At 43.4% G+C, this 22,691-nt stretch carries 23 protein-coding genes; 18 read left to right on the top strand and 5 right to left on the bottom strand.

Translation table 11 applies throughout. From position 1 onward, the window contains the following. Positions 1–3: 3 nt before the first annotated feature. From BLV55_RS11620 to BLV55_RS11610, 3 genes are read right to left on the bottom strand one after another with little or no spacing between them, the layout of a single operon-like run. Positions 4–954: an acyl-CoA dehydratase activase gene (locus BLV55_RS11620; RefSeq protein WP_093314617.1), complete on the bottom strand. Its 951-nt coding sequence runs from the start codon at positions 952–954 to the stop codon at positions 4–6. Beyond that, positions 951–2,024 carry a 2-hydroxyacyl-CoA dehydratase gene (locus tag BLV55_RS11615; RefSeq protein WP_093314615.1) on the bottom strand — a complete coding sequence of 358 codons (1,074 nt, stop codon included), beginning with the start codon at positions 2,022–2,024 and terminating at the stop codon, positions 951–953. Before BLV55_RS11615 ends, BLV55_RS11620 begins: the two co-directional genes overlap by 4 nt. Beyond that, positions 2,017–2,937 (bottom strand): acyl-CoA dehydratase activase-related protein, encoded by a 921-nt coding sequence (locus BLV55_RS11610; protein WP_093314613.1) that lies wholly within the window; start codon positions 2,935–2,937, stop codon positions 2,017–2,019. The genes BLV55_RS11615 and BLV55_RS11610 overlap by 8 nt, the downstream gene beginning before the upstream one ends. A 209-nt stretch (positions 2,938–3,146) precedes the next feature. Here BLV55_RS11610 and BLV55_RS11605 point away from each other — a divergent pair, with 209 nt between their 5' ends. From BLV55_RS11605 to BLV55_RS11520, 18 genes are all read left to right on the top strand, one after another. Then, positions 3,147–3,953, top strand: a complete 807-nt coding sequence (locus BLV55_RS11605; RefSeq protein WP_093314611.1) for an XdhC family protein — start codon at positions 3,147–3,149, stop codon at positions 3,951–3,953. A gap of 45 nt (positions 3,954–3,998) precedes the next feature. Then, positions 3,999–4,781 carry a selenium cofactor biosynthesis protein YqeC gene (yqeC, locus tag BLV55_RS11600; protein WP_093314609.1) on the top strand — a complete coding sequence of 261 codons (783 nt, stop codon included), beginning with the start codon at positions 3,999–4,001 and terminating at the stop codon, positions 4,779–4,781. Further along, complete coding sequence (locus tag BLV55_RS11595) at positions 4,778–5,374, top strand: nucleotidyltransferase family protein (protein ID WP_093314607.1); 597 nt, start codon at positions 4,778–4,780, stop codon at positions 5,372–5,374. Before yqeC ends, BLV55_RS11595 begins: the two co-directional genes overlap by 4 nt. Positions 5,375–5,381: 7 nt before the next feature. Continuing rightward, positions 5,382–5,720 (top strand): winged helix-turn-helix domain-containing protein, encoded by a 339-nt coding sequence (locus BLV55_RS11590; protein WP_093314605.1) that lies wholly within the window; start codon positions 5,382–5,384, stop codon positions 5,718–5,720. Positions 5,721–5,874: 154 nt separating this feature from the next. Continuing rightward, positions 5,875–6,666 (top strand): molybdate ABC transporter substrate-binding protein, encoded by a 792-nt coding sequence (modA, locus tag BLV55_RS11585; protein WP_093314603.1) that lies wholly within the window; start codon positions 5,875–5,877, stop codon positions 6,664–6,666. A gap of 37 nt (positions 6,667–6,703) precedes the next feature. After that, a complete protein-coding gene (gene modB, locus BLV55_RS11580; RefSeq protein WP_093314601.1) occupies positions 6,704–7,363 on the top strand; it encodes a molybdate ABC transporter permease subunit in 660 nt (219 codons plus the stop codon). A 5-nt stretch (positions 7,364–7,368) separates the two neighbouring features. Then, positions 7,369–7,998 (top strand): sulfate/molybdate ABC transporter ATP-binding protein, encoded by a 630-nt coding sequence (locus BLV55_RS11575; RefSeq protein WP_093314599.1) that lies wholly within the window; start codon positions 7,369–7,371, stop codon positions 7,996–7,998. A gap of 116 nt (positions 7,999–8,114) precedes the next feature. Beyond that, on the top strand, positions 8,115–8,423 hold the full coding sequence (locus BLV55_RS11570) for a hypothetical protein (RefSeq protein WP_093314597.1): 309 nt from the start codon (positions 8,115–8,117) through the stop codon (positions 8,421–8,423). Between the two features lie 180 nt (positions 8,424–8,603). Further along, positions 8,604–9,347, top strand: a complete 744-nt coding sequence (locus BLV55_RS11565; RefSeq protein WP_093314595.1) for a 4Fe-4S binding protein — start codon at positions 8,604–8,606, stop codon at positions 9,345–9,347. A 194-nt stretch (positions 9,348–9,541) separates the two neighbouring features. Continuing rightward, positions 9,542–10,195: a class E sortase gene (locus BLV55_RS11560; RefSeq protein ID WP_093314593.1), complete on the top strand. Its 654-nt coding sequence runs from the start codon at positions 9,542–9,544 to the stop codon at positions 10,193–10,195. Positions 10,196–10,201: 6 nt separating this feature from the next. Beyond that, positions 10,202–10,978, top strand: a complete 777-nt coding sequence (locus tag BLV55_RS11555; protein ID WP_093314591.1) for a PP2C family protein-serine/threonine phosphatase — start codon at positions 10,202–10,204, stop codon at positions 10,976–10,978. Between the two features lie 48 nt (positions 10,979–11,026). Continuing rightward, entirely contained in the window at positions 11,027–12,544 is a 1,518-nt protein-coding gene (locus BLV55_RS14860; RefSeq protein ID WP_093314589.1) for a trypsin-like peptidase domain-containing protein, read from the top strand. A 10-nt stretch (positions 12,545–12,554) separates the two neighbouring features. Continuing rightward, the gene (locus tag BLV55_RS11545; protein WP_093314587.1) at positions 12,555–13,283 is read left to right on the top strand and encodes a PP2C family protein-serine/threonine phosphatase; all 729 of its coding nucleotides are present in this window, start codon (positions 12,555–12,557) and stop codon (positions 13,281–13,283) included. Between the two features lie 12 nt (positions 13,284–13,295). Further along, on the top strand, positions 13,296–13,859 hold the full coding sequence (locus tag BLV55_RS11540; RefSeq protein WP_093314585.1) for an FHA domain-containing protein: 564 nt from the start codon (positions 13,296–13,298) through the stop codon (positions 13,857–13,859). Between the two features lie 58 nt (positions 13,860–13,917). Beyond that, entirely contained in the window at positions 13,918–15,495 is a 1,578-nt protein-coding gene (locus BLV55_RS11535) for an FHA domain-containing serine/threonine-protein kinase (protein WP_093314583.1), read from the top strand. 34 nt (positions 15,496–15,529) lie between these two features. Then, complete coding sequence (locus BLV55_RS11530; protein WP_093314581.1) at positions 15,530–17,053, top strand: Ig-like domain-containing protein; 1,524 nt, start codon at positions 15,530–15,532, stop codon at positions 17,051–17,053. A 77-nt stretch (positions 17,054–17,130) separates the two neighbouring features. Further along, complete coding sequence (locus tag BLV55_RS11525; protein WP_176968396.1) at positions 17,131–18,897, top strand: serine/threonine-protein kinase; 1,767 nt, start codon at positions 17,131–17,133, stop codon at positions 18,895–18,897. A gap of 93 nt (positions 18,898–18,990) precedes the next feature. Beyond that, on the top strand, positions 18,991–20,106 hold the full coding sequence (locus BLV55_RS11520) for an LPXTG cell wall anchor domain-containing protein (RefSeq protein WP_093314577.1): 1,116 nt from the start codon (positions 18,991–18,993) through the stop codon (positions 20,104–20,106). A gap of 91 nt (positions 20,107–20,197) precedes the next feature. On the opposite strand, the gene BLV55_RS11515 is transcribed toward BLV55_RS11520, so the two are convergent. Both BLV55_RS11515 and mltG read right to left on the bottom strand, forming a co-directional pair. Beyond that, positions 20,198–21,418 (bottom strand): hypothetical protein, encoded by a 1,221-nt coding sequence (locus tag BLV55_RS11515; protein WP_093314575.1) that lies wholly within the window; start codon positions 21,416–21,418, stop codon positions 20,198–20,200. Positions 21,419–21,578: 160 nt separating this feature from the next. Next, positions 21,579–22,610, bottom strand: coding sequence for an endolytic transglycosylase MltG (mltG, locus tag BLV55_RS11510; protein WP_093314573.1), 1,032 nt, complete (start codon positions 22,608–22,610; stop codon positions 21,579–21,581). Positions 22,611–22,691: the final 81 nt, after the last annotated feature.

The following is a 22,691-nucleotide window of genomic DNA, read 5'->3' as shown; positions in this document are numbered from 1 at the left end:
TCTTTAGTTTCTGATAGCTCCCTGTTCACATTTATTGCCCCAGGCATCAATCAACGTATTATTTCGATAAACGCACATGATTTCACAATGATTAGCACATTTTTCGCAATCAATGCCTTTCGTAGTGAAATCCATATCAAGCATTTCGAAGGTGAAAGGCTTTTCTTCTCCAGATTTTTGGGCTAAAATAGCAGTTCCCAGGGCACCTGTCAGGTGTCCGTTTTCGTCTACCAGCACCTTATGGCCTGTAATCTCCTCGAAAGCTTTCTTAACCCCTTCATTTTTACTGACACCGCCCTGAAACACGATGGGCGGAACTATCTTTTTTCCTTTTCCCACATTATTAAGGTAATTACGCACGACGGAATGACATAAGCCGGCAATAATATCCTTGGTTTGGTGCCCCATCTGAGCTTTATGAACCAGGTCTGATTCAGCAAAAACTGTACAGCGGGCAGCAAGAGAGGTGGGATTTGTGGAGGTAAGAGCCACTTTCCCAAAATCTTCAACAGCTACACCGATTCGGTGTGCCTGACTTGCTAAAAAAGATCCGGTTCCGGCGGCACATAATGTATTCATGGCATAATCAACAACGACACCATTTTCGATTAAAATAATTTTGGAGTCCTGGCCACCAATTTCAAAAATGGTCCGAACCTCCGGATGTAAGGAAATAGTTCCAATAGCGTGAGCGGTGATTTCGTTTTTAATGACCGCTGCTTCTGTAATGGCACCAATCAGCTTTCGGGCACTGCCAGTAGTTCCAACGGTGACCACTTGATAAGGCTGATTTTTCATCTGTTCTTTTAAGATTTCTAATAATTTTGTTACGGTTTCGATAGGCTTGCATTCCGTCATTAAATATTCCTGTGCCAATATTTTGCGATGCTCATTGATAACGACCCCTTTCGTAGAAATGGAACCAATATCAATGCCTAAATATGCTTTCTTCATACCTTCGCCTCATTTCTCATTACAATCATGTCATAAAAAGCTTCTAGTCTTGTTTGAATACCGGTGTCACTGGTTTGTGTATCAAAACTGAAGTAGAGAACCGGTATTTTATAATCTTCACTGATATTTTGAAGTACAGGGATAGCGTCCATCTCAGGGGTGCAGCCAAAGGATTTAACGTGAATAATACCATCATACCTTTTCTTGGCAAAATCAAGGGCTTTGTGAACCGTATACATGCTGGTGGCCCCCATATTATATTTAACATAAGGCTTAATCCGTTTCCGGACTTCTTTTTCCGGTGGTCGGATAATAGAATTGGTAATATTCATCCATCGATCTACAACAATTCCCATTTTGGCTAATTCTTTTTCGATAAAATGGTTGCTGAATGGCTCCATAATGGTGTAATACTCACCTACAATGCCTACCCGAAAGGTTGTTGCCGGTAGATTGAGTTCCACCTGCAACAGTTCTTTCTTGCAGGAAGTAAACAGGGCTTTTAACTGACGTTTATCCTTTACCTGTTGTAATCCTAATAAAAAATGTTGATAGACCTGTTGCAGTGAACCTTCCGTTACCTCAAAACCGATGTTTTTTCGGATATAATCCTCCAGTTCGTCCGTATACTCTATCATTTTCAAAAATACCGGAATGGCTTTGCCGATCTGCTTAATCGTCATCTCCGGATTGACTTCCTTGAAAAGATGATACATGGTTACTGGTCTGGGAAAACTGGCTCGGGCTGTGTTAACAAATTGAACCTCATAGCCGAGATCAGATAAAATTTGTTCATGCAATTCGCCATAATAACCAAGACGACAAACACCGCCAGTTTGAACCAACGTATTAGCGCCGGCTTCGATGGTTTCGATATAATTGCCTAAGTTGTACTTAAAAGGCGTACATACAAAATCCGGGCTATGCTGGCTGCCGATATCCAAGGTTTTTTTAGTGATAGCCGGAGGGACCACATAGTCAACGCCCATTCCCTCTGTAAAGAGGTATTTTAGGGGCACCCAATAATTACCAACATGAGGAAAACTGATACGCTGCTTATGATTAGACATAGAGATCATCTCGCTTAAATTTAATAATATCAATAAAACTTTCCAGTCGGGTTTCCATACCGGCACTTCCTTCCTGACCATCCAGCGTTAGGTTCAGCATTGGCAACTGAGGAAATCGTCGGTTGATCATTTCGTTGACTAGAGAATCTGGACCGCAAGGAAAAGAACTGATTAAAATAACACCATCAATTTTGTTCTGATAAAGGGAAACAGCACCGACAAGCTCTTTATTAAAGGCCCAGGGCAGGGTGTCGGTTACCTTTTCGGCTTCAGCGATGGCTTCTTTTCGATTTGCAGCTTCTCCCAATAAGGTCGTTACTCCCAACTCTTTAAGATGGTATAAAATCGGTGCGCCAATATACTGATCATCAATATTGTAACGATGAGCAACAAGAAGGACCTTGATTCCCGACGCCTTTAACTGTTCTTCCAGTTTTTTCGTTTCCATAATTTCAATGGATTTTTGTGTTTGGCGGGCCACTAGGTAAGCTCGCATACTGGTAGACCGTTTCTTGCCTAATTTCTTGCCCATTTTGATAAAACCCCGGAATTCGGCATCTGCATTTTTAAAGTCGATATTGTAGTCTAAAAGAGTAGGCTTGTTCTCCCGAAATGTATTATGAACCACGTCGTATAATGCCTGAAATTTTGTACAGACAATGCCATCACTGCCATAGTTATCCACACGGGGCACCAAAATGGCATCACAACGGTTCATAAGCCAGGCAACATGCCCTAAATAAATTTTCGAAGATAGGCAAGCTTCATCGATGGCGTGGGTGATGCCGTCATTAAGAATTTCTCGGGTGGTTTCAGGGCTTACCAGATAGGAAATATTCAGTTCGTCAAAAAAGGTTTCCCACAGGTGCCGGTATCGATGATAAAGAAAGGCTCTTGGAATGCCGATGACCATCAGTATCACTGCTCCTTTATGTAGTCGAAATACTTTTTCTATGCTTAGAAAATACACCGTATATGAAAAAACATAATAGGCTAAAAATGCTAAAAATTATTACTATTTGCCAAGGACAAACCTGTCTGAGTTGATTATAATAGAGAAATAGGGAAAGATAAAGGGGATGCAAGCAATCTCTCTATAAGAAAAACTAAGGAGGAGTGACGATGGAAAGAAAAATAATGGAAAGCATTGTCGAAGCCATCAAAGAAAACCGACGAATGGCCCTCGTAACCATAACCAAATCCGAAGGCTCTACACCGGGAAAAGAAGGCAGCATGATGAGTGTGGATCCGGAAGGTACGATTCTGGGAACCGTGGGTGGTGGAAAAGTAGAAAAAACATTGATAGAAGAAGCGGTGGAATGCATCCATAACCATCAGTCAAAAACCTTTCAGCATGACCTTAGTGCCAGTTCCGAGCTGGGCATGGTATGTGGCGGCAGAGTAGAAGGCTATATTAAAGTCTTTGGAACCAGTCGCAAATTACTGATTGCCGGTGGCGGGCATGTGGCATTAGAGTTATACCAGCTGGCCAATTTTCTGAAATATGATACCATTATTTTTGAAGACCGGGAAGAATTTGGAAACTGGGAGCGCTTTCCTAAAGCCAGCCAAATCATTCTGGGCGATGTAGCAAAAAACCTTTCTGCTTTTCCGGTAGATTCAAATAGCTATATTATTCTGGTAACCCGCGGTCATCGATATGATGAAGAAGCATTAAAAGCGGTTGTGAACCAGGAAGCCGCCTATATAGGTATGATTGGAAGCAAAAGCAAAGCGAAAAGAACCCTGGATCATTTATTGGCAGAAGGATATGACGCCGAAAAGCTTCACAAGGTATATTCGCCTACGGGCATAGCCCTTGGTGGTGATACACCGGAAGAAATAGCCCTTAGCATTATGGCGGAAATTCAAAAAATAGCCTGTCATGGAGAGTTAATGCACCTGAAAGACAAGCACGAAAAAGAATAAGTGGGATAGATAAAGATAGCACTGCGAAAAGAAAGGACTGATTTTTTGGGATTCTGGGAAGCTTTACTGGCGGCTACTGAATGGGAAAACAGGCATGGCCCCAGAGTGATTTCCTTTGTTGGTGCCGGAGGTAAAACCACCAGTATGTTTACCTTGGCAAAAGAGTGCCGGGAAAGGGAAGCACCTATTTTAGTGACCACGACTACGGCCATCTATCTACCAGAAAAACAACCTTTTGATCATTTATGGATTGAAGCTGAAGAAAAAACAGGTTTAGAGGAAGAAGTGCCTCTTTCAGGGATCACCGTCTGGGGAGATCACGTAACGAAAGAAAATAAGCTTAAAGGCATTCAGCTCCCAACACTGGAAACCATGATCCGAGATAAATCCTATGACCGAATATTAATCGAAGCGGATGGGTCAAAAGAAAAGCCGTTGAAAGCACCGGATGAAAAAGAACCTGTCATTCCGGAAGGAACAGACTTGGTGATTGGAGTCTTGGGGATTAGTATTCTGGATCAGCAGAATACGGAGAATCATATTCATCGAAGTCATCTTTACCGGAACATCACCAATAGCTTGGAAGGAGAGCCGGTGACAGCAAAAAACGTGGCACAGTTGGTTGTTCATCCGAAAGGCCTTTTCAAAAATACACCAAAGGGAGCCAGACAGCTGCTGTTGATCAACCAGGTGGATGATAAAAGAAGGCAGCGACAGGCCAGAGAGATTTTTCGGTATGTCCGCTCGTACCAAGCTAGTTTTTTTCCGCTTATGGCTACCTCTTTTGACACGGAAACTTTTCAACTGAAGAGGAGTGAGGCAGGATGATTACAGCCATTCTTTTGGCCTCCGGTTTTTCAAGAAGAATGGGAACAGAAAAATTACTGCTCCCCATTGAAAACCAGCCAATGATTGAAAGGATTGCAAAAACATTTTATCAGTCTGATGTCGGGGAAGTACTGCTGATATACCGAAATTCGGCTGTGAGAGAAGCCGCCCAACGATATGTGCATCATGCTTTTTTTAACCCGTTAGCGGAAAGGGGTCAAAGCGAAGCGCTGAAGCTAGGCCTTCAAAAAGCAAGTTCTAAGAGCCAGGCTTACCTTTTTGCAATGGGGGATCAACCTTTTCTCAGAACAGAAATGGTTAACCGACTCCTTCAAATTCATGATCACTATCCGGAAAAAATAATTCGACCGGTTTATGGATCAAAACCAGGAAACCCAGTGCTTTTTCCTAGGCTGTTTAAAGACGAACTGTTGCAACTAAGGGGAGATGAAGGAGGAAGAAGCATCCTGAAAAAGAACCCGGAGAAAGTGATAGAGTGTCGATTTTCGGATAAGGATGCGGGATGTGATGCGGATACAGTAACCAACTATAAGGAATTGCAACGTATTAAGAATCTTTCGGAAGGAGGGTAACCTCACCATGGATTACCGAGTTCGAATCATACTAATGAAAAATGATCAGAAAGTATTTGGAGAAGGACCGCTGATGCTGCTGAAAAAAGTGGAAGAAACTGGCTCACTCCGACAGGCTGCACTTGCCATCGATATGTCTTATAGTAAGGCGTGGACCATTATAAACAACATCGAAAAAGAGTTGAATATTTCGATGCTAAACCGATCCGTTGGAGGAAGTCAGGGTGGCGGATCTTCCTTGACAGTAGAATCCCAAAAACTGATGGAGAGATATGAAGAGATCAAAAGAAAAACCAACGAATTTGTCAGAAAGGAAATAAGCAATCTGGAAAAAGAGTTTATTTAGCAGGCGGTCGTTATTCGAACGAAAGAATAACGAGGAGGATGAAATAGGAATAGACTAAGCCATCGGCATATTAAATGATTTCGTAGAGTTGCGGTATTAGAGAGGTGTCATTTTTAGTAAAAAATAAGGGGAAATATTTGAAGGAGGATGGCCTATGAGAAAAGCAAGTGTTTTAGCAGGAATTGGAGTTGTTATTATCTTCACGCTGCTTTGGATGGGGGACCTTAAAGCAGGTGGGTTTTTAAGTGATGAAAAGACAGAAGATAATAAACTGCAGGTGTTGGCAGCATCCAGTCTTCGATTTGCCTTCGAAGAAATCGGAGAGGCATTTTGGGAGAAAGAAGGAATTGAAATAGTATTTCAGTATGGAGCATCTGGTAACTTGGCTCAACAAATTGTCAATGGTGCACCTGTGGATCTATATGCGTCGGCAGATCGTCACTTTATGGAAAGATTAGTTAAAGAAGAGCATATAAATGAAGAAAACCTTCGTTTATTTTGCAAAGGCATTTTGGTGCTGGCATTTCATCAGGACAATAGTGAGCCGGTGGAGAAATTGGAAGACTTGATAAAGCCCTCGGTTCAAAGAATTTCGATAGCGAATCCAGAACATGCTCCTTATGGAAAAGCCGCTAAAGCGGCCTTAGAAACGGCTGGACTGTGGCAGGAACTGGAAGAGAAAATAGTGTATGGCAGCACCGTAACCCAGGCGATGCAATACATAGAAACAGGGAATGTATCGGCTGCAATCCTTGCCAAATCCGTTATTTATTCAGAAAAAATAAATTTCAGCTATATTGATCAAAGCTATTATCGGCCTTTAGATCACTTTATTGGAATGGTAGAAAGATCAGAGCAACAAAAAAATGCCCAGAAATTTCTTTCTTTTCTGCAGCAGGAAGAAGCAGAGAAAATACTTTTAAGACATGGTTTTTCAATGCCTTAAATGGATTTTAGAAATAGTTGTTAGGAGGTGGTGGTGAGTGAACTGGTCACCGGTATATCTTTCACTTAAAATTGCTTTACATGCTACATTAATAGCAGCTGTTCTGGGAATCCCTATGGCATGGCTGTTATCAAGAACCAGCTTTTTAGGAAAAAACCTGTTAGCCTCTTTAGTGACGTTACCACTGGTGATGCCACCGACAGTGCTAGGGTATTATTTACTGGTACTTCTGGGAAATCAAGGAGTTATGGGGCGCTGGCTTCATCAACAATTCAATATTTCACTGGTATTTACTTGGCAGGGAGCGGTTCTGGCGGCAACGCTTGTTTCTTTTCCACTGATGGTTAAAGCGGTTCAATCAGGAATGGATGCTGTGGATCAAGATTTGGAAGACGTTGCCCGGACCATGGGGAAATCTGAGGTAGAAGTATTTTTTCGTGTGACACTGCCCCTGGCTTGGTCAGGAATTTTGAGCGGCAGCATTCTTACCTTTGCAAGAGCCATGGGAGAATTTGGAGCTACACTGATGATTGCCGGCAGTATTCCCGGAAAAACGCAGACACTCTCTGTTGCCATTTATGATGCAGTTCAGGGAGGCGATTATCAACAGGCTAACTTTCTGGTGATGGTGATTAGTGGAATGACGATAGCTGTACTGCTCTTTTTAGGCCAGATGACTCAGGGCAAAAGGTGGTGAAATCGATGATTGCATTAAATATTAAAAAGCAAATGGACACGCTAACCATTCAGGGGAACTGGCAATGTGCTAAAGGAGAAGTGGCAACTCTTTTTGGACCTTCTGGTTCGGGTAAAAGCGTTACATTAAAAATGATTGCTGGGTTAATAATGCCAGATGCTGGATGGATTGAAATAGGAAACAGGACTGTTTATCATCATCAAAAAAAAACATGCATGGCTGCAAAAGATCGGGGAGTTGGTTATGTGCCGCAAAACTATGGTTTGTTTCCTCATATGAAGGTTCAAAACAATATTTTGTTTGGCATCAACGAAGGGAACAAACAGGAAAAAGAAGAGAAAGCATTGGAACTGCTTCGTTCAGTTGGATTGGAGCAAAAGCGGCACCGGTATCCATCCCAACTTTCCGGTGGCGAAAAACAAAGAGTGGCTATTTTGAGAGCCTTAGCAAGCAGCCCAGAGGTCTTACTGTTAGATGAACCTTTTGCGGCTATTGACCTGGCAGCTAGAAAAAAATTACGAACAGAGATACGTGATTACCTGGAAAAACAGCAAGTAGCGACGGTACTGGTTACCCATGATCCGGAAGATATCAAAATGATGAGGGGTCAAGTAATTCCCTATGGAAATAGTTAGAAAGGTATCAACTAGTGGCTTCGCCGTAGTAATGGTTGGAAGAAAATGAAAGAATGAGAATAGGAATGGGTAAGAAACAAAGAGATAATGAAATCAAAAAGTAAGGAAGTGGTCATATGGCAGGATTTCTTGGGTGGATTAATACCATTTCAGCCATTCTTATGGGAAGTATCTATCCAATAAAGAAAAAAATGGGAAAAGATAAAACACTGGTTCCTCTGCACCGGATTATTCGAAAAATCCACCCCTCTATCGGAATACTAATGGTGGTGGTTGGAGGCTATCATGGATATTTGATGCTGGGGGGGGAGCTGGAGGTTACATTCTGGTACACTGGTGTGGCTGACACTTTTAGGAATGGGTGTCGTAGCTATTGTCGGACAAGCTATGGCTGTTTTTCGAAAAAGATGGCGCTTGCTGCATAAGCTCTTGGCAGTGGTAATGCTGGCACTGCTGGCGGCACATATTATTTCGCCATACTGGCTAAAGATATAAACAGAATCCCAGAGGAAGCCTTGACATTATAGAGAGAAGAATCTATAATGGTGAAAGACCTACCCTGCGGGGGAGGGGTATGCGAATCGTATCTGGGGAGGCGGAAGTAAATGAGTGGAAAATACATGAAAACAAACCGGACTTTTACTAGCTTAAGAAAATATGCCTGGTTCTTTACAGTACTGGTAGCTTTAGGCGGATTATGGGAACCAAAGTTAGGTTTGATGGTGATTCTGATCATGGCAGGATTAATGGGGACTTCTTTTTTCAAAGGACGATACTGGTGTGGAAACGTATGTCCTCATGGGAGTCTTTTTGATGTGGTAATGTTGCCATTAAGCCAAAACAGGAAAATCCCTTCTTTCCTAAAATCAAAAGCCTTTATACTGGCCTTTTTTGCGTTCTTTATGGTTAACTTTGGCAGGCGAATCATGGGAGCCATTCAAGCCTGGGGAAGCTATGATTTTCTTGACCAACTGGGTTTTGTTTTTGTAGTCACGTACTTAATGGTCATGGTAGTAGGCAGTTTGGTTGCTGTTTTGGGGAATCCAAGAATATGGTGTCAATTTTGCCCGATGGGAACCATGCAAAAGGCCGTATATAGTATCAGTAAAAAAGTAGCGGATATTCATAAAAAAAGCGATACATTGGTAACCATATCAGATGAAAACAAATGCAAACATTGTGATAAATGCGAAAAAGTATGCCCTATGCAATTAGCGCCACAAAAAAATTGGAATTCTCAAGGACAGTTTGAGGATATTAATTGTATCAAATGTGAAACCTGTGTCGTAAATTGTCCGATGAAAATTTTGTCGATGGAACAACCGAAGGAAGAAGAGCAGGCAGGATAAGAAAGAATGATGAAATAGAGGAAAAGATGTAATAGATTGAAATTTCAATAAGTTAGAGAACACCTACCCATTTTGGGTAGGTGTTTTTCGGCTCTTTTTTAAGGAACCTATCCTTTTCGTGTGTGTTTGACATGCGGTTTTCATGATACTTTTGAAACAGAAAGAACTGGGACAAAACAGGTGGAGGACAGGCTATGGAACGAGAGAAGATGGAAGAAAAGAAAAATGGACGTAAAAGCTTTCCACATGTATCAAAAAAGCAGATGGGAATCTTAGTCATGTTGGTGGGAGGGATACTCTTTTATTATTTTAGCAGGCCACCGGTTATTGAGACCGGCGTGGTTGTTTCCACCGGATCAGTCAAAGAATATGTAGAAAACACAAAGGAACAGAAAGCTTCCGACACCTCATTGGTAATAGAACTGAAAGACTGGGAACCTATGCGAATGAAAATACCAGTCCTTGATTTTGATATGGAAGTGGTCAATGGTGGCGTCTTTGATGAAGAACTGCTTCGAAAAGCACCGGTTCATTTTGAAATGAGTGATCTGCCGGGGACTGAAAAAGGAAATACAGCTTTTGCAGCCCATCGTCGAGGTTCTTACGCTTTTTTTAGAGACCTGGACGAATTAAATCCTGGTGATCAGATTATTCTCGAAACAGAAACCCATCGTTTTGTATACGAAATGGCCTGGCTGAAGATCGTGGATCCTTATGACTGGAGTGTTATTGACAGCACAGAAAAGCCGGCATTGACCCTTCAAACCTGCGAGCCCAAAAATCATCCTGGGACTCATCGGTTAATTGCCAGAGCCTATTTGGAAGTAGCGATGCCAAAGGAGGAGTGAAAAAAGATGAACAACAATCCCATAACGGTTCAACCCTATAATGCACAGCATTTAGGGACACGAAAAGAGCAGGAAGATGCTTTTGGCATGGCTGGACTGACGGCGGAAGGAACATTAGGCGAAAAAGGATTTGTAGCTGTTTTAGCCGATGGAATGGGAGGTATGGCTTTTGGAAATTTAGCCAGCAATACGGCTGTTAATATTTTCTTAAGGGAATATGAAAACAAAAAAAGAGAAGAATCAGCGGATTCTTTTTTAATACGAACATCTAAAATAGCCAATACCGCTGTATTTGACAAAGCCTATGTCGATGGGGAAGAGGTAGAAATGGGCACCACCTTGGTGGCCGTCATGCTTTCACAGCAAGCCTTGTATTGGGTAACCGCGGGAGATAGTCACCTATACCATTATCGAAAAGGTCAGTTACAGCGTTTGAATCATGATCATATTTATGGTAATGAACTGCAGGAAGAAGTAATTAACGGTAATATGACACAAAAAGAGGCGGAAAACCACCCGGAGCATGACTATCTGACATCCTATCTGGGACTGCCGGAAATACCGGAGCTGGATATGAACCAAACACCATTATCCTTGGAAGGAGGGGATCAGCTGCTTTTATGCAGTGATGGACTAGATAACGTACTGACATCATCAGACATAAAAGAAACACTGGAAGCAGAAATGGAAAATCCGGCAGAAGCATTGGTACAACAGGTGTTTACTAAAAACAAAAGGCATCTGGATAATATTACCGCTATTGTACTAAAAATTATATCGTGAAAATTTTAAGAAAAAATCTTAACCAGACCAAAAAAGGAGTGAGTAATAATGAAAAAAAGGAGCAAGGTAGGAATGTTACTGTTAGTAACCGTATTAATGATCAGCCTTCTAACGGTATCAGTATTTGCAAATCCCATAGAAGAAGCCACAAAAAGTGTGGTGATGATCACCGTATGGGATCCGGCTACCAATACAGAACTTAACTGGGGAAGCGGATTTGTTGTAGGTGATGGAGAACCTTTTCAATACATTGCAACAGCATGGCATGTTGTGGATATTGATACCGTTAATATGATGCTGAGAGGAGAAGGGCTCCCGGAAGTAAACCGTATTGAAGTAAAAGTGTGGATTTCGGCGGATGACTTGGTGCCGGCAACGGTGTTTCATCAGCTACCTAACAGTGATATTGCTGTTTTAAGAGTAGATCCGAACCATCAGCTCTTTGGATACGAGCCACTGGTATTTTCTGACAGGGAACAAACAACTGTAGGGGATGAAGTATGGGCCTTAGGATTTCCCTGGACAACGGCAACGGCCTTTCCTTCTGGATATCACACAGATGTTATCGTAACGAGGGGGATTATCAGTAATATTGCTACCCCTGGCGGTATTGGAAGTTACCAGACCGACGCAGCGGTTAATCAGGGTAATTCAGGTGGCCCATTAGTTAATGCACAGGGAGAAGTAGTTGGTATTAACTCCTGGGGATTTACCGGGGGACAAGGAGCCAATATAGCGGTACAGGTAGATTATTTGACTGAGTTTTTGATGCGTCGGGGCATTAACTACTTAAGTGCCTCTGAAACGCCACCGGACCCAATGAGTGATCCAGAAGAAGAGGAAGGGCTGGCAGCCGTTACACCGGAAGGACCAGGTGCGGCTACGGCAGAAGATACGGCGACGGCAACACCAGCTCCACCGGAAACCGATGCAACAGCTACCACTCAAGCAGCAACGGATGAAGGCGGCATGAATATGATGATGGCCGGAGGCATTGGAATAGGCCTTTTGGTAGTATTAGGTGGAATTGTCATGGTCATGAAAGGCCGTAGTAAACCAGCGGCTCAGGCAGCGGGACCTTCGATGTCAGGTCAGGCACCGCCACCCATTCCGCAACAAACACCACCACATCAGATCCCTGGCACACCGCCGCCACCAGCAGCAGGAGGAGTGACACAGCCAAGGATGGATCCGCAGACAGCGCCTGTGACCCGAGCAAAACCAAAGCAAGAACCTGTAAGCGCTGGGCCGGGATTAAAGGGAGTGTCCGGACATTTCTCTGGACAGTCTGTTGAATTTGTAGATGGACAGTTGATTATCGGAAGAGATCCCCGAATGGCGCATCTGGTATATCCGCAGTCTTTGGAAGAAATAAGCCGTAAGCATGTAACCGTCAGATACGATGACAGAACCCGGCAGTTTGTTTTGGAAGATTCTTCCTCTAACGGAACCTTTCTTTCCTCTAATGAAAAACTGGATTCCGGAAAACCATATTATCTAAAGCCGGGAGATCGGTTCTATCTGGCAGATCCAAAAGAAGTATTTGAACTGGTATTGAAAGATTAGGTGAAGCGTCATGAAAATACTACATGCCACGATTTCTAAAACAGGAGGACGCAAACGCAACGAAGATTATTGTGGATGTTATACCAAAGAGGGACTGTTATGTGCCGTATTAGCTGATGGACTGGGAGGACATCGGGGAGGCGAAAAAGCCTCCCGGACTGCTGTACAGTCAGTGCTGGAAGATTTTGGTGATTATCCGGACTGTTCAGCCGAAGGACTGCATCGATACTTTATTAAGGCTAATAAGAGACTGGCTGAAGGGCAGGTGTACGAACCACATTTGGCCGGCATGAAAACAACCTTGGTCATATGGGCAGGCAATCATCAGCGTGGAATATGGGGACATATCGGAGATTCCAGGCTATATCATTTCCGGGGTGGAAAGATGATTTCCTGTACGAAAGATCATAGCCTGCCACAAAAACTGGCGGATATTGGAGAAATTGATCCGTCAGAGATACGGCACCATGAAGATAGGAACCGTTTAACAGCCGTCATGGATGGAAGCGAGTCGATGAAGTGGCAGATTTTAGAAAAGCCAGTAGAACTGGAGCGAAGAGATGCACTGTTGCTCTGTACCGATGGCTTTTGGGAATATCTGGAAGAAGGAGAAATGGAAGAAAGCTTTCGCAACAGTAATGATCCTCAGGAATGGTTGGAAATAATGGAAGGCAGAATCAGAGAGCGAGCACCTAAGGATCAGGATAATTATACGGCGATTGCACTGACCGTAAAATAGGAGGCGTTAAAGATGAGTAAACTAACCAGATGCCAGAATGGTCATTATTATGATTCTAATAATCATAGCGGATGCCCTTACTGCGGAGTTCAGAGTCTGGACATAGATATTCAAAAAACCATGGCAAAAAGATCAACACCGGCAGCACGGAAGCAAAACGCTGCGCCCAGACCAGCGGAAGAAGGGCGTACCATGGGGGTTTTCCACAAAAAAATGGGCATTGATCCTGTGGTTGGATGGTTTGTATGCATTGAAGGAGGAGACCGAGGCCGAGATTATCGAATTGTAGCTGAGAAGAATTTTGTAGGACGGGATCCCAGCATGGACATCTGCATTGAAGGGGATGAAACCATCTCTCGGGAAAATCATACCATTGTGAGTTATAATCCGAAAGATCATCGGTTTAGACTTTATCCTGGTGACGGAAGAGGTTTGGTGTACATTAATGATGAAGAGCTGGTAATGCCAATGGTACTCAACCCTTATGATGTAATTGAACTGGGCGAAACAAAGCTTCTGTTTGTTCCTTTCTGTGGTGAAGCATTTACCTGGAAGAAAGAAGAGAAGAAAGAATAAGGAAAAAAGAAAAAATATCAATGAAGAGAAAAGACGGGAAGAAAGCAGGTGATGACAAATGAAAGCCAATGAACGCTGCATGGGGTGCATGGAAAAAAAGACAGAAGAATCCATCTGCGAAAACTGTGGGTGGGAAGAAGGCTCCGAAGCTTCTTCTCATATGCACCTACCACCGGGTACGGTGTTGAATCGAAAATACCTGTTGGGAAGAGCACTAGGTCAGGGTGGTTTTGGCATCACTTATCTTGCCCATGATATGTACTTGGATCGAAAGCTGGCCATTAAAGAGTTTTTTCCGAGAGATTTGGTAAGACGGGATCAAGACACGTATGACATTCTGGTTCATGATAGAGAAATGCAGGAACAATATGATTACGGGATGGAAAAATTTCTCGAAGAAGGCAGAACCTTAGCCAAATTTGAAGAACATCCTAATATTGTTTCTGTTCAGGATTTTTTTAAGGAAAAGCAAAGTGCTTACTTGGTGATGAACTATATACAGGGGATTGCTTTAAATGATTATCTGAAAGAAAAAGGTCACCCTTTAGCCTTCCATGAAGCTCAACAAATCATGATGCCGGTGTTGGACGCTTTGAAGACAGTCCATGAAGCTGGTCTTTTGCATCGTGATATCAGCCCGGATAATATTTTTCTTAGTTTAGGTGCGCGGGTAATGATTCTGGACTTTGGTGCCGCTCGTCATGCCATGACCCAGCAGAAAAGAAATTATTCTATTATTCTAAAGCCGGGCTATGCTCCGCCGGAACAATACCGACAAAGCGGGAACCAAGGTGCCTGGACGGATATTTATGCGGCAGCTGCCACTTTTTACCAGACCATAACAGGGCAGATGTTACCGGACGCCCTTGATCGGATGGATTATGAGCAGGTTCCATGGCCGGATTGGATCTATCAGCAAACAACGCCGCAGCAGCGACAAGCATTGGAAAAGGCCTTGGCTGTGCAGGTAGAAGAACGATTTCAGCATATCGTAGATTTTCAGAATGCCTTGCTGAGTGACGCACCGAGAGCGGTGCCGGAAGCTGAACCGGCTCCTTCGTCATCCGTTGAAGTGGATTCTGCACCATCATCATTGCCTTCGCCGCCACCACCACCGCCTCCGGAATTTCAGCAACAGACAACGATAGCTCAGCAACGTGTCAATACTCCTTATCAGCCGGTACAAACTCCTGTGTATCAGGGGATGAAAAATAGCAATGTGATTAATATTGGAAGATCAGCAGATAATGATATTGTCATACAGGAGGAAACCATTTCTCGGCATCATGCACGACTCACCTTAGAAAATGGACAGTGGTATTTGCAGGATCTGGGAAGCACTCATGGGACTTTTATGGATGGGAACCCGGTGAAAGGAGCAACGCTTCTAAAGGAATCCACCTACATTAAAATTAGCCATACTACTTTCTATTTTAATGGGAAGCATTTGTTATCGGAAAGAGGAGAAGTTCTTCACACTTTACAAGAATATGAAAAGGCTTTGTCTTCCACTCCTGTCGGACAACAAGCCGCTTTTCTGGAAAATACTAATACAGCCTCAAAAAGATTGATGATGATGGGAGGGGTTATTTTATTGTTGGTAACCCTCGTCATTCTGATTTATATGGTGGGATGACGAAGATAAGCGCTGGACGGAGGAATGATACCCAATGAAGACAAAAAAAATAACCGGACTGGTGGTGTTGATTTACCTGCTGACACTGGTACTGACTTTGGAGGTTCAGGGACAGTTACCAGCTACAGGTATTTCATTAAATCGAAGTGATATAACCATTCACAGAGGGTCGTCAATAGAAATGACGGCAAATCTTTCGCCGGAAGAGGCTGGACGGGAGGGTATCCAGTGGCGGGTGGAAAACCCTGGAGTTGCAACGGTAAGTCCGTCATCTGATAACCCTTTGCAGGCAAGAATAAAGGCAGTAAGTGCCGGCACAACAACGGTATCGGTTCATACTCCGGAAGGTCATTCAGCAAAAACTACGATCAGAGTAGTGGTGCCGGTTACGGGAATAAATATTGATCAGTCAGATATGGAATTGGTAAGAGGCACTAAGGAAGCATTGACGGTAACCCTTCACCCGTCAGATGCAACCAATAAAAACCTGCGCTGGAGCAGTGACGATGAGGACGTTGTCCGGATTATTGATCGAGATAGTCATGGTTTTGGATCCTGGCATCAAATTCAGGTAGAAGCCATGGAAGCTGGAAAAACCAAACTTCAGGCCGAGAGTCAGGATGGAAATCAAAGCGCCAGCATTACCATCGAGGTAATTGTGTTAACAGAAGCCGTTGTTTTTGAGGAAGAGACAGTCCATATCAACTCAGGAGAGAAAAAAAACTTATTATATGAAATCGTTCCGGCAGACGCTACGAATCAGGCTGTGTGGTTTGAATCGACAGAACCATCGGTAGCAACGGTTACCAAAGAAGGCATTGTGGAAGCTCATCGGGAAGGAGCCGCTAGAATCATTATCCGATCCGATCAGGATGAAATGATTTTTGATTATTTGTTAATTTTGGTAGATGGTGCAGAAGCGCCGGAAGGAGACCTTCTTGTTGCAGGAGAAAATGCAACAACGGAAGATCCACCATTGGAAGATCCGCCAGAGGAGGGGGAAGAGGCGATAGAAGAAGCTTCGGCATCCAGTGGACAAGGGGATGAAAATGGTGATAATAGAATAACGATTATGATAGGGATTGCATTGCTGGCCGTCTTAGCAGGGATGATTTTGATTTTTCGGAAAAGTTCTTCCGGAGAAATGAAAAGACAGCCTAAAAGAGAGCCACAGGAATATGATGGATCAGAATCAACAAAGCAGGCACCTCTGGCCTTAGAAGAAGAAAAAATTCCTGGAAGGGCTGTGATTTGGGGTTTGTTAGGAGAATTTGAAGGGCAGGGGATAGAGTTGGCCGAAAATCAGCTTATTATTGGTCGGGATGCCAGTATGGCTCATGTGGTATACCCGGCACATCGGGAAGAAATAAGCCGCCAACACTTAAAAATAGAATTTGATCCGGAAAAAGGAAATGGATGGATCACAGACCTTTCAGCCAATGGAACCTATTGGTCCGAAACAGGAGAAGCTTTTCCGCATGGTGAAAAAGTGGCCGTTAAAAGTGGAGACCGGTTCTATTTAGTGAAAGAATCAGAGCTGTTTGAAATAGAATTTTAGAAAATGGAAGATGACCCACTCTTGAAAAGGATAAGAAGTAATAAGAAACGACATGTGAAGATAGGAAGGTGATGTCAATGTCAGCCGATGAAGTATGCCTGGGCTGTATGGCGAAACGAACAGAGGAAGATACCTGTCCTGTATGTGGATGGATTCATGGAACTGGCAATGAGTCCCATATGCATCTGCAGCCGGGAACCATGCTGAATGATAAATACCTGATTGGAAAGGCCTTGGGTCAAGGCGGATTTGGTGTCACCTATCTGGGATGGGATATTAACCTGAAACTAAAATTAGCTGTCAAGGAATATATGCCCCAGGATCTTGCCAGTCGGGCGTTGGGGGATAGTCAGGTTTCGGTATATACGATGGGACTGAGTGACCAATATGAGTATGGGCTGGAAAAATTTCTACTAGAAGCACAAACCTTGGCCCAGTTCGAGGGTCATCCCAACATTGTTTCTGTCCGGGATTTTTTCAGAGCTAATGGCACTGCGTATATTGTCATGAGTTATATCGAAGGCATTACCCTGAAAGAGTATGTTCAGAGTAACGATAACCGATTACCTGTCGATAAAACCATAGGAATTGTGATGCCAGTATTAGATGCACTCAAAGAAGTTCATCAGGTTGGTATTTTGCACCGGGATATCAGTCCGGATAATGTTTTTATTACGAGTAAGGGGCAAGTTATTCTGATTGATTTCGGGGCTGCCAGGCAGGCGATCGGGGAAAAGGGCAGAAGCTTATCCATTGTTCTAAAGCCCGGATATACCCCGGAGGAACAGTATCGGAGCAAAGGTATTCAAGGCCCCTGGACAGATATTTATGCGGTAGGAGCCATGATTTATCGGGTGCTTTGCGCTCAGATGCCACCGGAGTCCTTGGATCGGTTGGAAGAGGATACCTTGGCACCTCCTTCACATTTGGGAGTGGAAATAACGCCTGCTCAGGAAAGTGCTATTTTAAAAGCCATGGCCGTAAGAGCATCAGACCGCTTTCAGTCTGTGGAAGAATTTCAGCAGGCGCTTCTATCAGATAGGCCGGTATCTTACGAACCAGAAAAGCCTGTAAAAACTTCAGGGGCTTCGGCACCGATGCCGCCACCTACCGGAGAAGTATTCTCAGGGAAGGCCAAGGCCTCTCCGGTTAAACCGATTTACCTGGCAGTGGCTGGTGCTGTCGCTGTGCTGCTTATCGTTGTTGGCTTTGTTATGAGTAGAGATGGCGATGACGGCGGAACTGCCGTTGCCAATGACTCGGAGACGACAGTAGAAACCGGAGAGGCATTAGCTGATAACTTGGACCCGGATTTAGTGGAAGAGGATCAGACACCGGACGCCATTCCGGATCAATTGTCAGAAGGAAGCTTTGAATATCAGAATGGCACCTATACCGGTGAGCACCATAATGATTTACCGGAGGGATTTGGAGTCTGGGAAGGTCCGGACGGCGAAGTTTATGAAGGTGAGTGGCATAATGGACTGCCCCATGGGCAGGGAGTGCTGAACGGTGCTGACGGTGATGTCTACGATGGCGAATGGGCTTATGGGAATCGTGAAGGTTATGGAGTATATGTTTCAGCGAACAATGTGCGTTATGCAGGGGAATGGATCAACAATCGGAGAAATGGTCGAGGGACGGAAGTATGGCCCAATGGAGCCGAGTATACTGGTGAATATAAAGATGATATGCGTCATGGTCAGGGGATTTACACCTGGGCCAATGGAGATAGCTACAATGGAGAGTGGCGGGATGGATTTCAGCATGGACATGGCGTTTTAACCTATGCAAATGGCCAGACAAGAGAAGGGCAGTGGGTCAATAATGAATTTCAGGAGTAAAGATGTTGGCCAATGAGAAAGGAGTGATGCTTCAGGTTGATAACATGAAGCGAAAGAGAAGCGAATGATACCAATGAAAAAGGAGGCAGCAAGATGAAAAAAAGAGCAAAGAGAATTTTTGTGTTGACATTAGCCCTTTTGGTAATGCTAAGCATGGTGATGGGGCCATCTGTATTTGCTTCAAGTGTAAAGGACTACTTATTACTGGTTCAGCTTCAAGGTGTCTATGATAACGGAACCGCGGATTTTACAATTAGTTATGATGCGGATATACCGGATGGATTGACCAGTGCATTAGAAGTTTACTACGAGTTGGACGGCCAACGAGTAGAAACGTTAAGAACAGAAATGATATCCCGAAATGGAAACATTGAGTATGCTGATGAACTTCTTATTAACACAAGAGGATGGGAATCTGGCGAATATGATTTAACCTTGGTTATTGATGGAGAAGCGATGGATAGTGGCACTTTTTATATTGAAGCCCTTCCGGAAATCGATCCAGAGCCGGAACCGGAACCAGAACCGGCTCCAGAACCAGAACCGGAGCCAGAGCCGGAACCAGTAGTTGAATTAGCAGCCAATGAAAGAGCTGTTGAACTGGAGCCTGGGATTCCGTCTACTGTGGACTTTAGAAATGTAGGCGTTGAATTGGAATTAGTGCTTCCAGATGGAGGCGTGGGTAGCGTTCAGTTAGACCGTATGGCGGATACAGAGGAAGAGATTCCAGAAAATCTTAACAGCCTAGGTGCGTTCTTAAAGATTGAGCGTAGCGAAGAGTTAGCCGGTGTACAGGCAACGATTAAGTTGGACCTACCGGAAGTTGACGAAGACGTTGATATGGAAACGTTGGCATTATATCGATTTAATGAAGGCACTGGTCAATGGGATCAATTACCTTCACGTTTAGTTAATGGGCAAGTTTGGGCAGAAGTAGAAGATTTTAGCCTTTTTGGACTGTTTTCTGCACCGGTAGCCGTAGCCGATGCAGCTCCGGCACCAACTCCGGCTCCGGAACCGGCACCAGCTCCAGAGCCTACACCAGCACCAGCTCCGGAACCAACGCCAGTTGTTCAGGAGGAGGCAGCACCAGCACCTGTAGCATTACCACAAACCGATGGTGGAAGTGCGGTTAATATGGGGATGATGTTGGCAATGAGCCTAATGGGCGCCGGTGGTCTCCTGGTAACGTCAAAAAAGAAAAAATAGCCAATCCTTTTATCTGGTTATAGGCAAAAGAAGAGCCATTCCTGTTGGCAGGAATGGCTCTTCGACATTTCATAATGATGATAAAGGTTTTTTAATAAATAGTTTCCAAAGATACAATAATGCTTCTGGAAGCTTCGTCCCAGTCCACAGTATAACCATAATCTTCCAGCGATTTAATGGTCATTACTTCTTCGGCAGGAGTTGGCTCTAAATCAAATAATTCTGCAGCAAGATCTGTTGGAATATAAGAACGTCCATCCGTAGAAATGGTGATGTTAGCTTCTTGTTCAGAGAAATCATACTCATCAAACTGGTAAACCATATCCGTATCTACTTCAAAAACAGCCACAACGACTACTTCGCTAGTTACTTCATGCTCTATACCGCCTAGCATCATCATGGCAATATCATCTTCCGTAACAACCTTAAAAGAGGTTGGAAGTTGGAAATCAGCTTTATCTAATCGAGTAGCGGTTGTATCCATTGATAACTTCATTTCACCTTCTGGTGTTTTAAGATGAAAAGTAGCTACTTCCTGGTAAGAATCTTCCTCAAAAGTAGTGATTTGCTTATACGTACTCCCTGCGATATAGTCTTTTGCTTCTTTCAACATTGGTCGTACAAACATTTCGTACATTGCCAGTACTTCTTTTAACTCTTCTTCTGTCAGTTCCACTTCTTCCTGTGGCATTCCCATTAACGTGGATAATTCATCCATATTAGTGATGACAAACATCAGATAAGCGTCCAACAGATCGATGATATCGTCAGCATCCAGTTCCAGGTGATACGCATCATCTTCAAGGGTCATGTTCAGATCAAAATCAAATTCCATGGTTTCGAGAACTTCCAGAATCTGCACCAAAAAGCTGGAATCCAGCTGCAGGTCTGTTTGACTGTTTTCGATAAGGATGAAATCTTCTTCAAAAGCAACTTCTTCTGACATCTCAGCCAATTCCGCTAAGAATAAAACAAACTCCTGATTCAGGTAGAAGTTAGTACCTTCGGTGTACATTTCAATAGTAGGAATTTCCATCTCAAGATCATCTGACGTTACTTCGATTAGCAGATAACTGTCAAATTCATCCATGTCAGACTGGCTAGTTACATGGATGGAAAAAGTTTGTTCCATCTCACCAGGAAAGTTCAGTTCTAATTGGAGAACCGCTTCACTTTCCATGGCCTGCCATTCCTCGTAAAGTTTCTTCATTTCATTCCAGTAGTCCTGCCCTGGAGTTGTTTCAGCTGATACAGGAATCATAGTTACCAGCATCATCGCTACCAGCGACAAGATGAGTAGGGTTTTCTTCATGCAATAAACACTCCTTTTCTTTTTTTTACTGCTATTTTTACTGCTATATACATGTCTCTCTACGAGACAGAATATAAAAAGTTTTTTGTCTTAAAAAAAATAATGTGTAAGGCTTCTTTTTTACTTCCTGATCCTTACGGTTTATCTTTATGAGTTGTCATTACTGTTCTAGGGTTCGCTGGCTTCGATAAGCCTCAACATTTTGCGTATGATCCTGATAATCACGGCTGAAATTATGACCGCCATTCCCCACAACAAAGTAAAGATAATCATGACTTTCCGGATTTAAAGCTGCCTGGATAGAAGCTCTGCCCGGATTGGCAATGGGCCCTGGTGGCAAGCCTTTATACTGATAGGTATTGAAAGGATGCATGACCTCTAAATCCCGATAAAGCAAACGAGTGGCCAATTCTTGACCATCATCTAAGCCATAAAGGACGGAAGAGCAAAATTGCAACAACATATCAATTTCTAATCGGTTGTAGATGACACCAGCAATAGTATCTCGCTCATGGTCTCCAAAAGCTTCTTTTTCAATTAAAGAAGCAATGGTAAGTAATTCATGGAGGGTAAGATTATTTTCTTTTGCCAAATCCCTGTAGTCTTCCAGCACTTTTTCCATCTGTCGAGCCATAACCGAAACTACCTGACTGGCAGTGGTGTCGGTTTCAAAAAAATAAGTGTCGGGAAATAAATAGCCTTCCATTGGAAAATAAAGCGGTGCTGTATCGAAAGAAAAATCCTGGTCTTGGAAATAGGCATTCGTTGCTTCTAAAAAAGCTTCTTGAGAAGCTATTCCGTGTTCTTCTAGTCGTCCGCCCATCTGATAAAGAGTATATCCTTCTGGGAAAGTAATGCGAATTTGTTCCCGTTGTTGTCCGGTCTGAATCAAAGTGAAGATGTCTTCAAACTGGCTTTCAGGTATAATTTCGTATTCACCGGGTCGGATATTCCGGTCAACACCAGCGGCCTGACCTTCTCGGCGAAACCACCTGGCACTTCGGATAACCCCTTCGTCTTTTAATATTTCTGATACCCGATGAAGGCTGTCGCCTTCTTCTATGATTAAGATAACACTTTCATCATGAGTGGTTTCGGCCAGTAATGAAGGAGCTAAAAAGATACCACCAATCAGAGCACCTCCGAAAAGAAGCAATACAAGCAAAAAAACAGCAAAACAGCCTTTTTTCATAATTAACAGATCCCTCCAAGAATAGTACGGTAAAGTAAGTTAACACATTTATTTTAACATGTTGACAATTAGAATGCACAT

This window comes from Tindallia californiensis (assembly GCF_900107405.1).
GTDB lineage: Bacteria > Bacillota > Clostridia > Peptostreptococcales > Tindalliaceae > Tindallia > Tindallia californiensis.
Note: the sequence above shows the minus strand (reverse complement) of the source record. Positions and strands in the feature narration are given on the sequence as shown.

Coding starts and splice junctions, on each gene's coding strand:
- BLV55_RS11620 (WP_093314617.1), bottom strand. CDS start 954: ATGAAGAAAGCATATTTAGGCATTGATATTGGTTCCATTTCTACGAAA.
- BLV55_RS11615 (WP_093314615.1), bottom strand. CDS start 2,024: ATGTCTAATCATAAGCAGCGTATCAGTTTTCCTCATGTTGGTAATTAT.
- BLV55_RS11610 (WP_093314613.1), bottom strand. CDS start 2,937: ATGGTCATCGGCATTCCAAGAGCCTTTCTTTATCATCGATACCGGCAC.
- BLV55_RS11605 (WP_093314611.1), top strand. CDS start 3,147: ATGGAAAGAAAAATAATGGAAAGCATTGTCGAAGCCATCAAAGAAAAC.
- BLV55_RS11595 (WP_093314607.1), top strand. CDS start 4,778: ATGATTACAGCCATTCTTTTGGCCTCCGGTTTTTCAAGAAGAATGGGA.
- BLV55_RS11590 (WP_093314605.1), top strand. CDS start 5,382: ATGGATTACCGAGTTCGAATCATACTAATGAAAAATGATCAGAAAGTA.
- modA (WP_093314603.1), top strand. CDS start 5,875: ATGAGAAAAGCAAGTGTTTTAGCAGGAATTGGAGTTGTTATTATCTTC.
- BLV55_RS11575 (WP_093314599.1), top strand. CDS start 7,369: ATGATTGCATTAAATATTAAAAAGCAAATGGACACGCTAACCATTCAG.
- BLV55_RS11570 (WP_093314597.1), top strand. CDS start 8,115: ATGGCAGGATTTCTTGGGTGGATTAATACCATTTCAGCCATTCTTATG.
- BLV55_RS11565 (WP_093314595.1), top strand. CDS start 8,604: ATGAGTGGAAAATACATGAAAACAAACCGGACTTTTACTAGCTTAAGA.
- BLV55_RS11560 (WP_093314593.1), top strand. CDS start 9,542: ATGGAACGAGAGAAGATGGAAGAAAAGAAAAATGGACGTAAAAGCTTT.
- BLV55_RS11555 (WP_093314591.1), top strand. CDS start 10,202: ATGAACAACAATCCCATAACGGTTCAACCCTATAATGCACAGCATTTA.
- BLV55_RS14860 (WP_093314589.1), top strand. CDS start 11,027: ATGAAAAAAAGGAGCAAGGTAGGAATGTTACTGTTAGTAACCGTATTA.
- BLV55_RS11545 (WP_093314587.1), top strand. CDS start 12,555: ATGAAAATACTACATGCCACGATTTCTAAAACAGGAGGACGCAAACGC.
- BLV55_RS11540 (WP_093314585.1), top strand. CDS start 13,296: ATGAGTAAACTAACCAGATGCCAGAATGGTCATTATTATGATTCTAAT.
- BLV55_RS11535 (WP_093314583.1), top strand. CDS start 13,918: ATGAAAGCCAATGAACGCTGCATGGGGTGCATGGAAAAAAAGACAGAA.
- BLV55_RS11530 (WP_093314581.1), top strand. CDS start 15,530: ATGAAGACAAAAAAAATAACCGGACTGGTGGTGTTGATTTACCTGCTG.
- BLV55_RS11525 (WP_176968396.1), top strand. CDS start 17,131: ATGTCAGCCGATGAAGTATGCCTGGGCTGTATGGCGAAACGAACAGAG.
- BLV55_RS11520 (WP_093314577.1), top strand. CDS start 18,991: ATGAAAAAAAGAGCAAAGAGAATTTTTGTGTTGACATTAGCCCTTTTG.
- BLV55_RS11515 (WP_093314575.1), bottom strand. CDS start 21,418: ATGAAGAAAACCCTACTCATCTTGTCGCTGGTAGCGATGATGCTGGTA.
- mltG (WP_093314573.1), bottom strand. CDS start 22,610: ATGAAAAAAGGCTGTTTTGCTGTTTTTTTGCTTGTATTGCTTCTTTTC.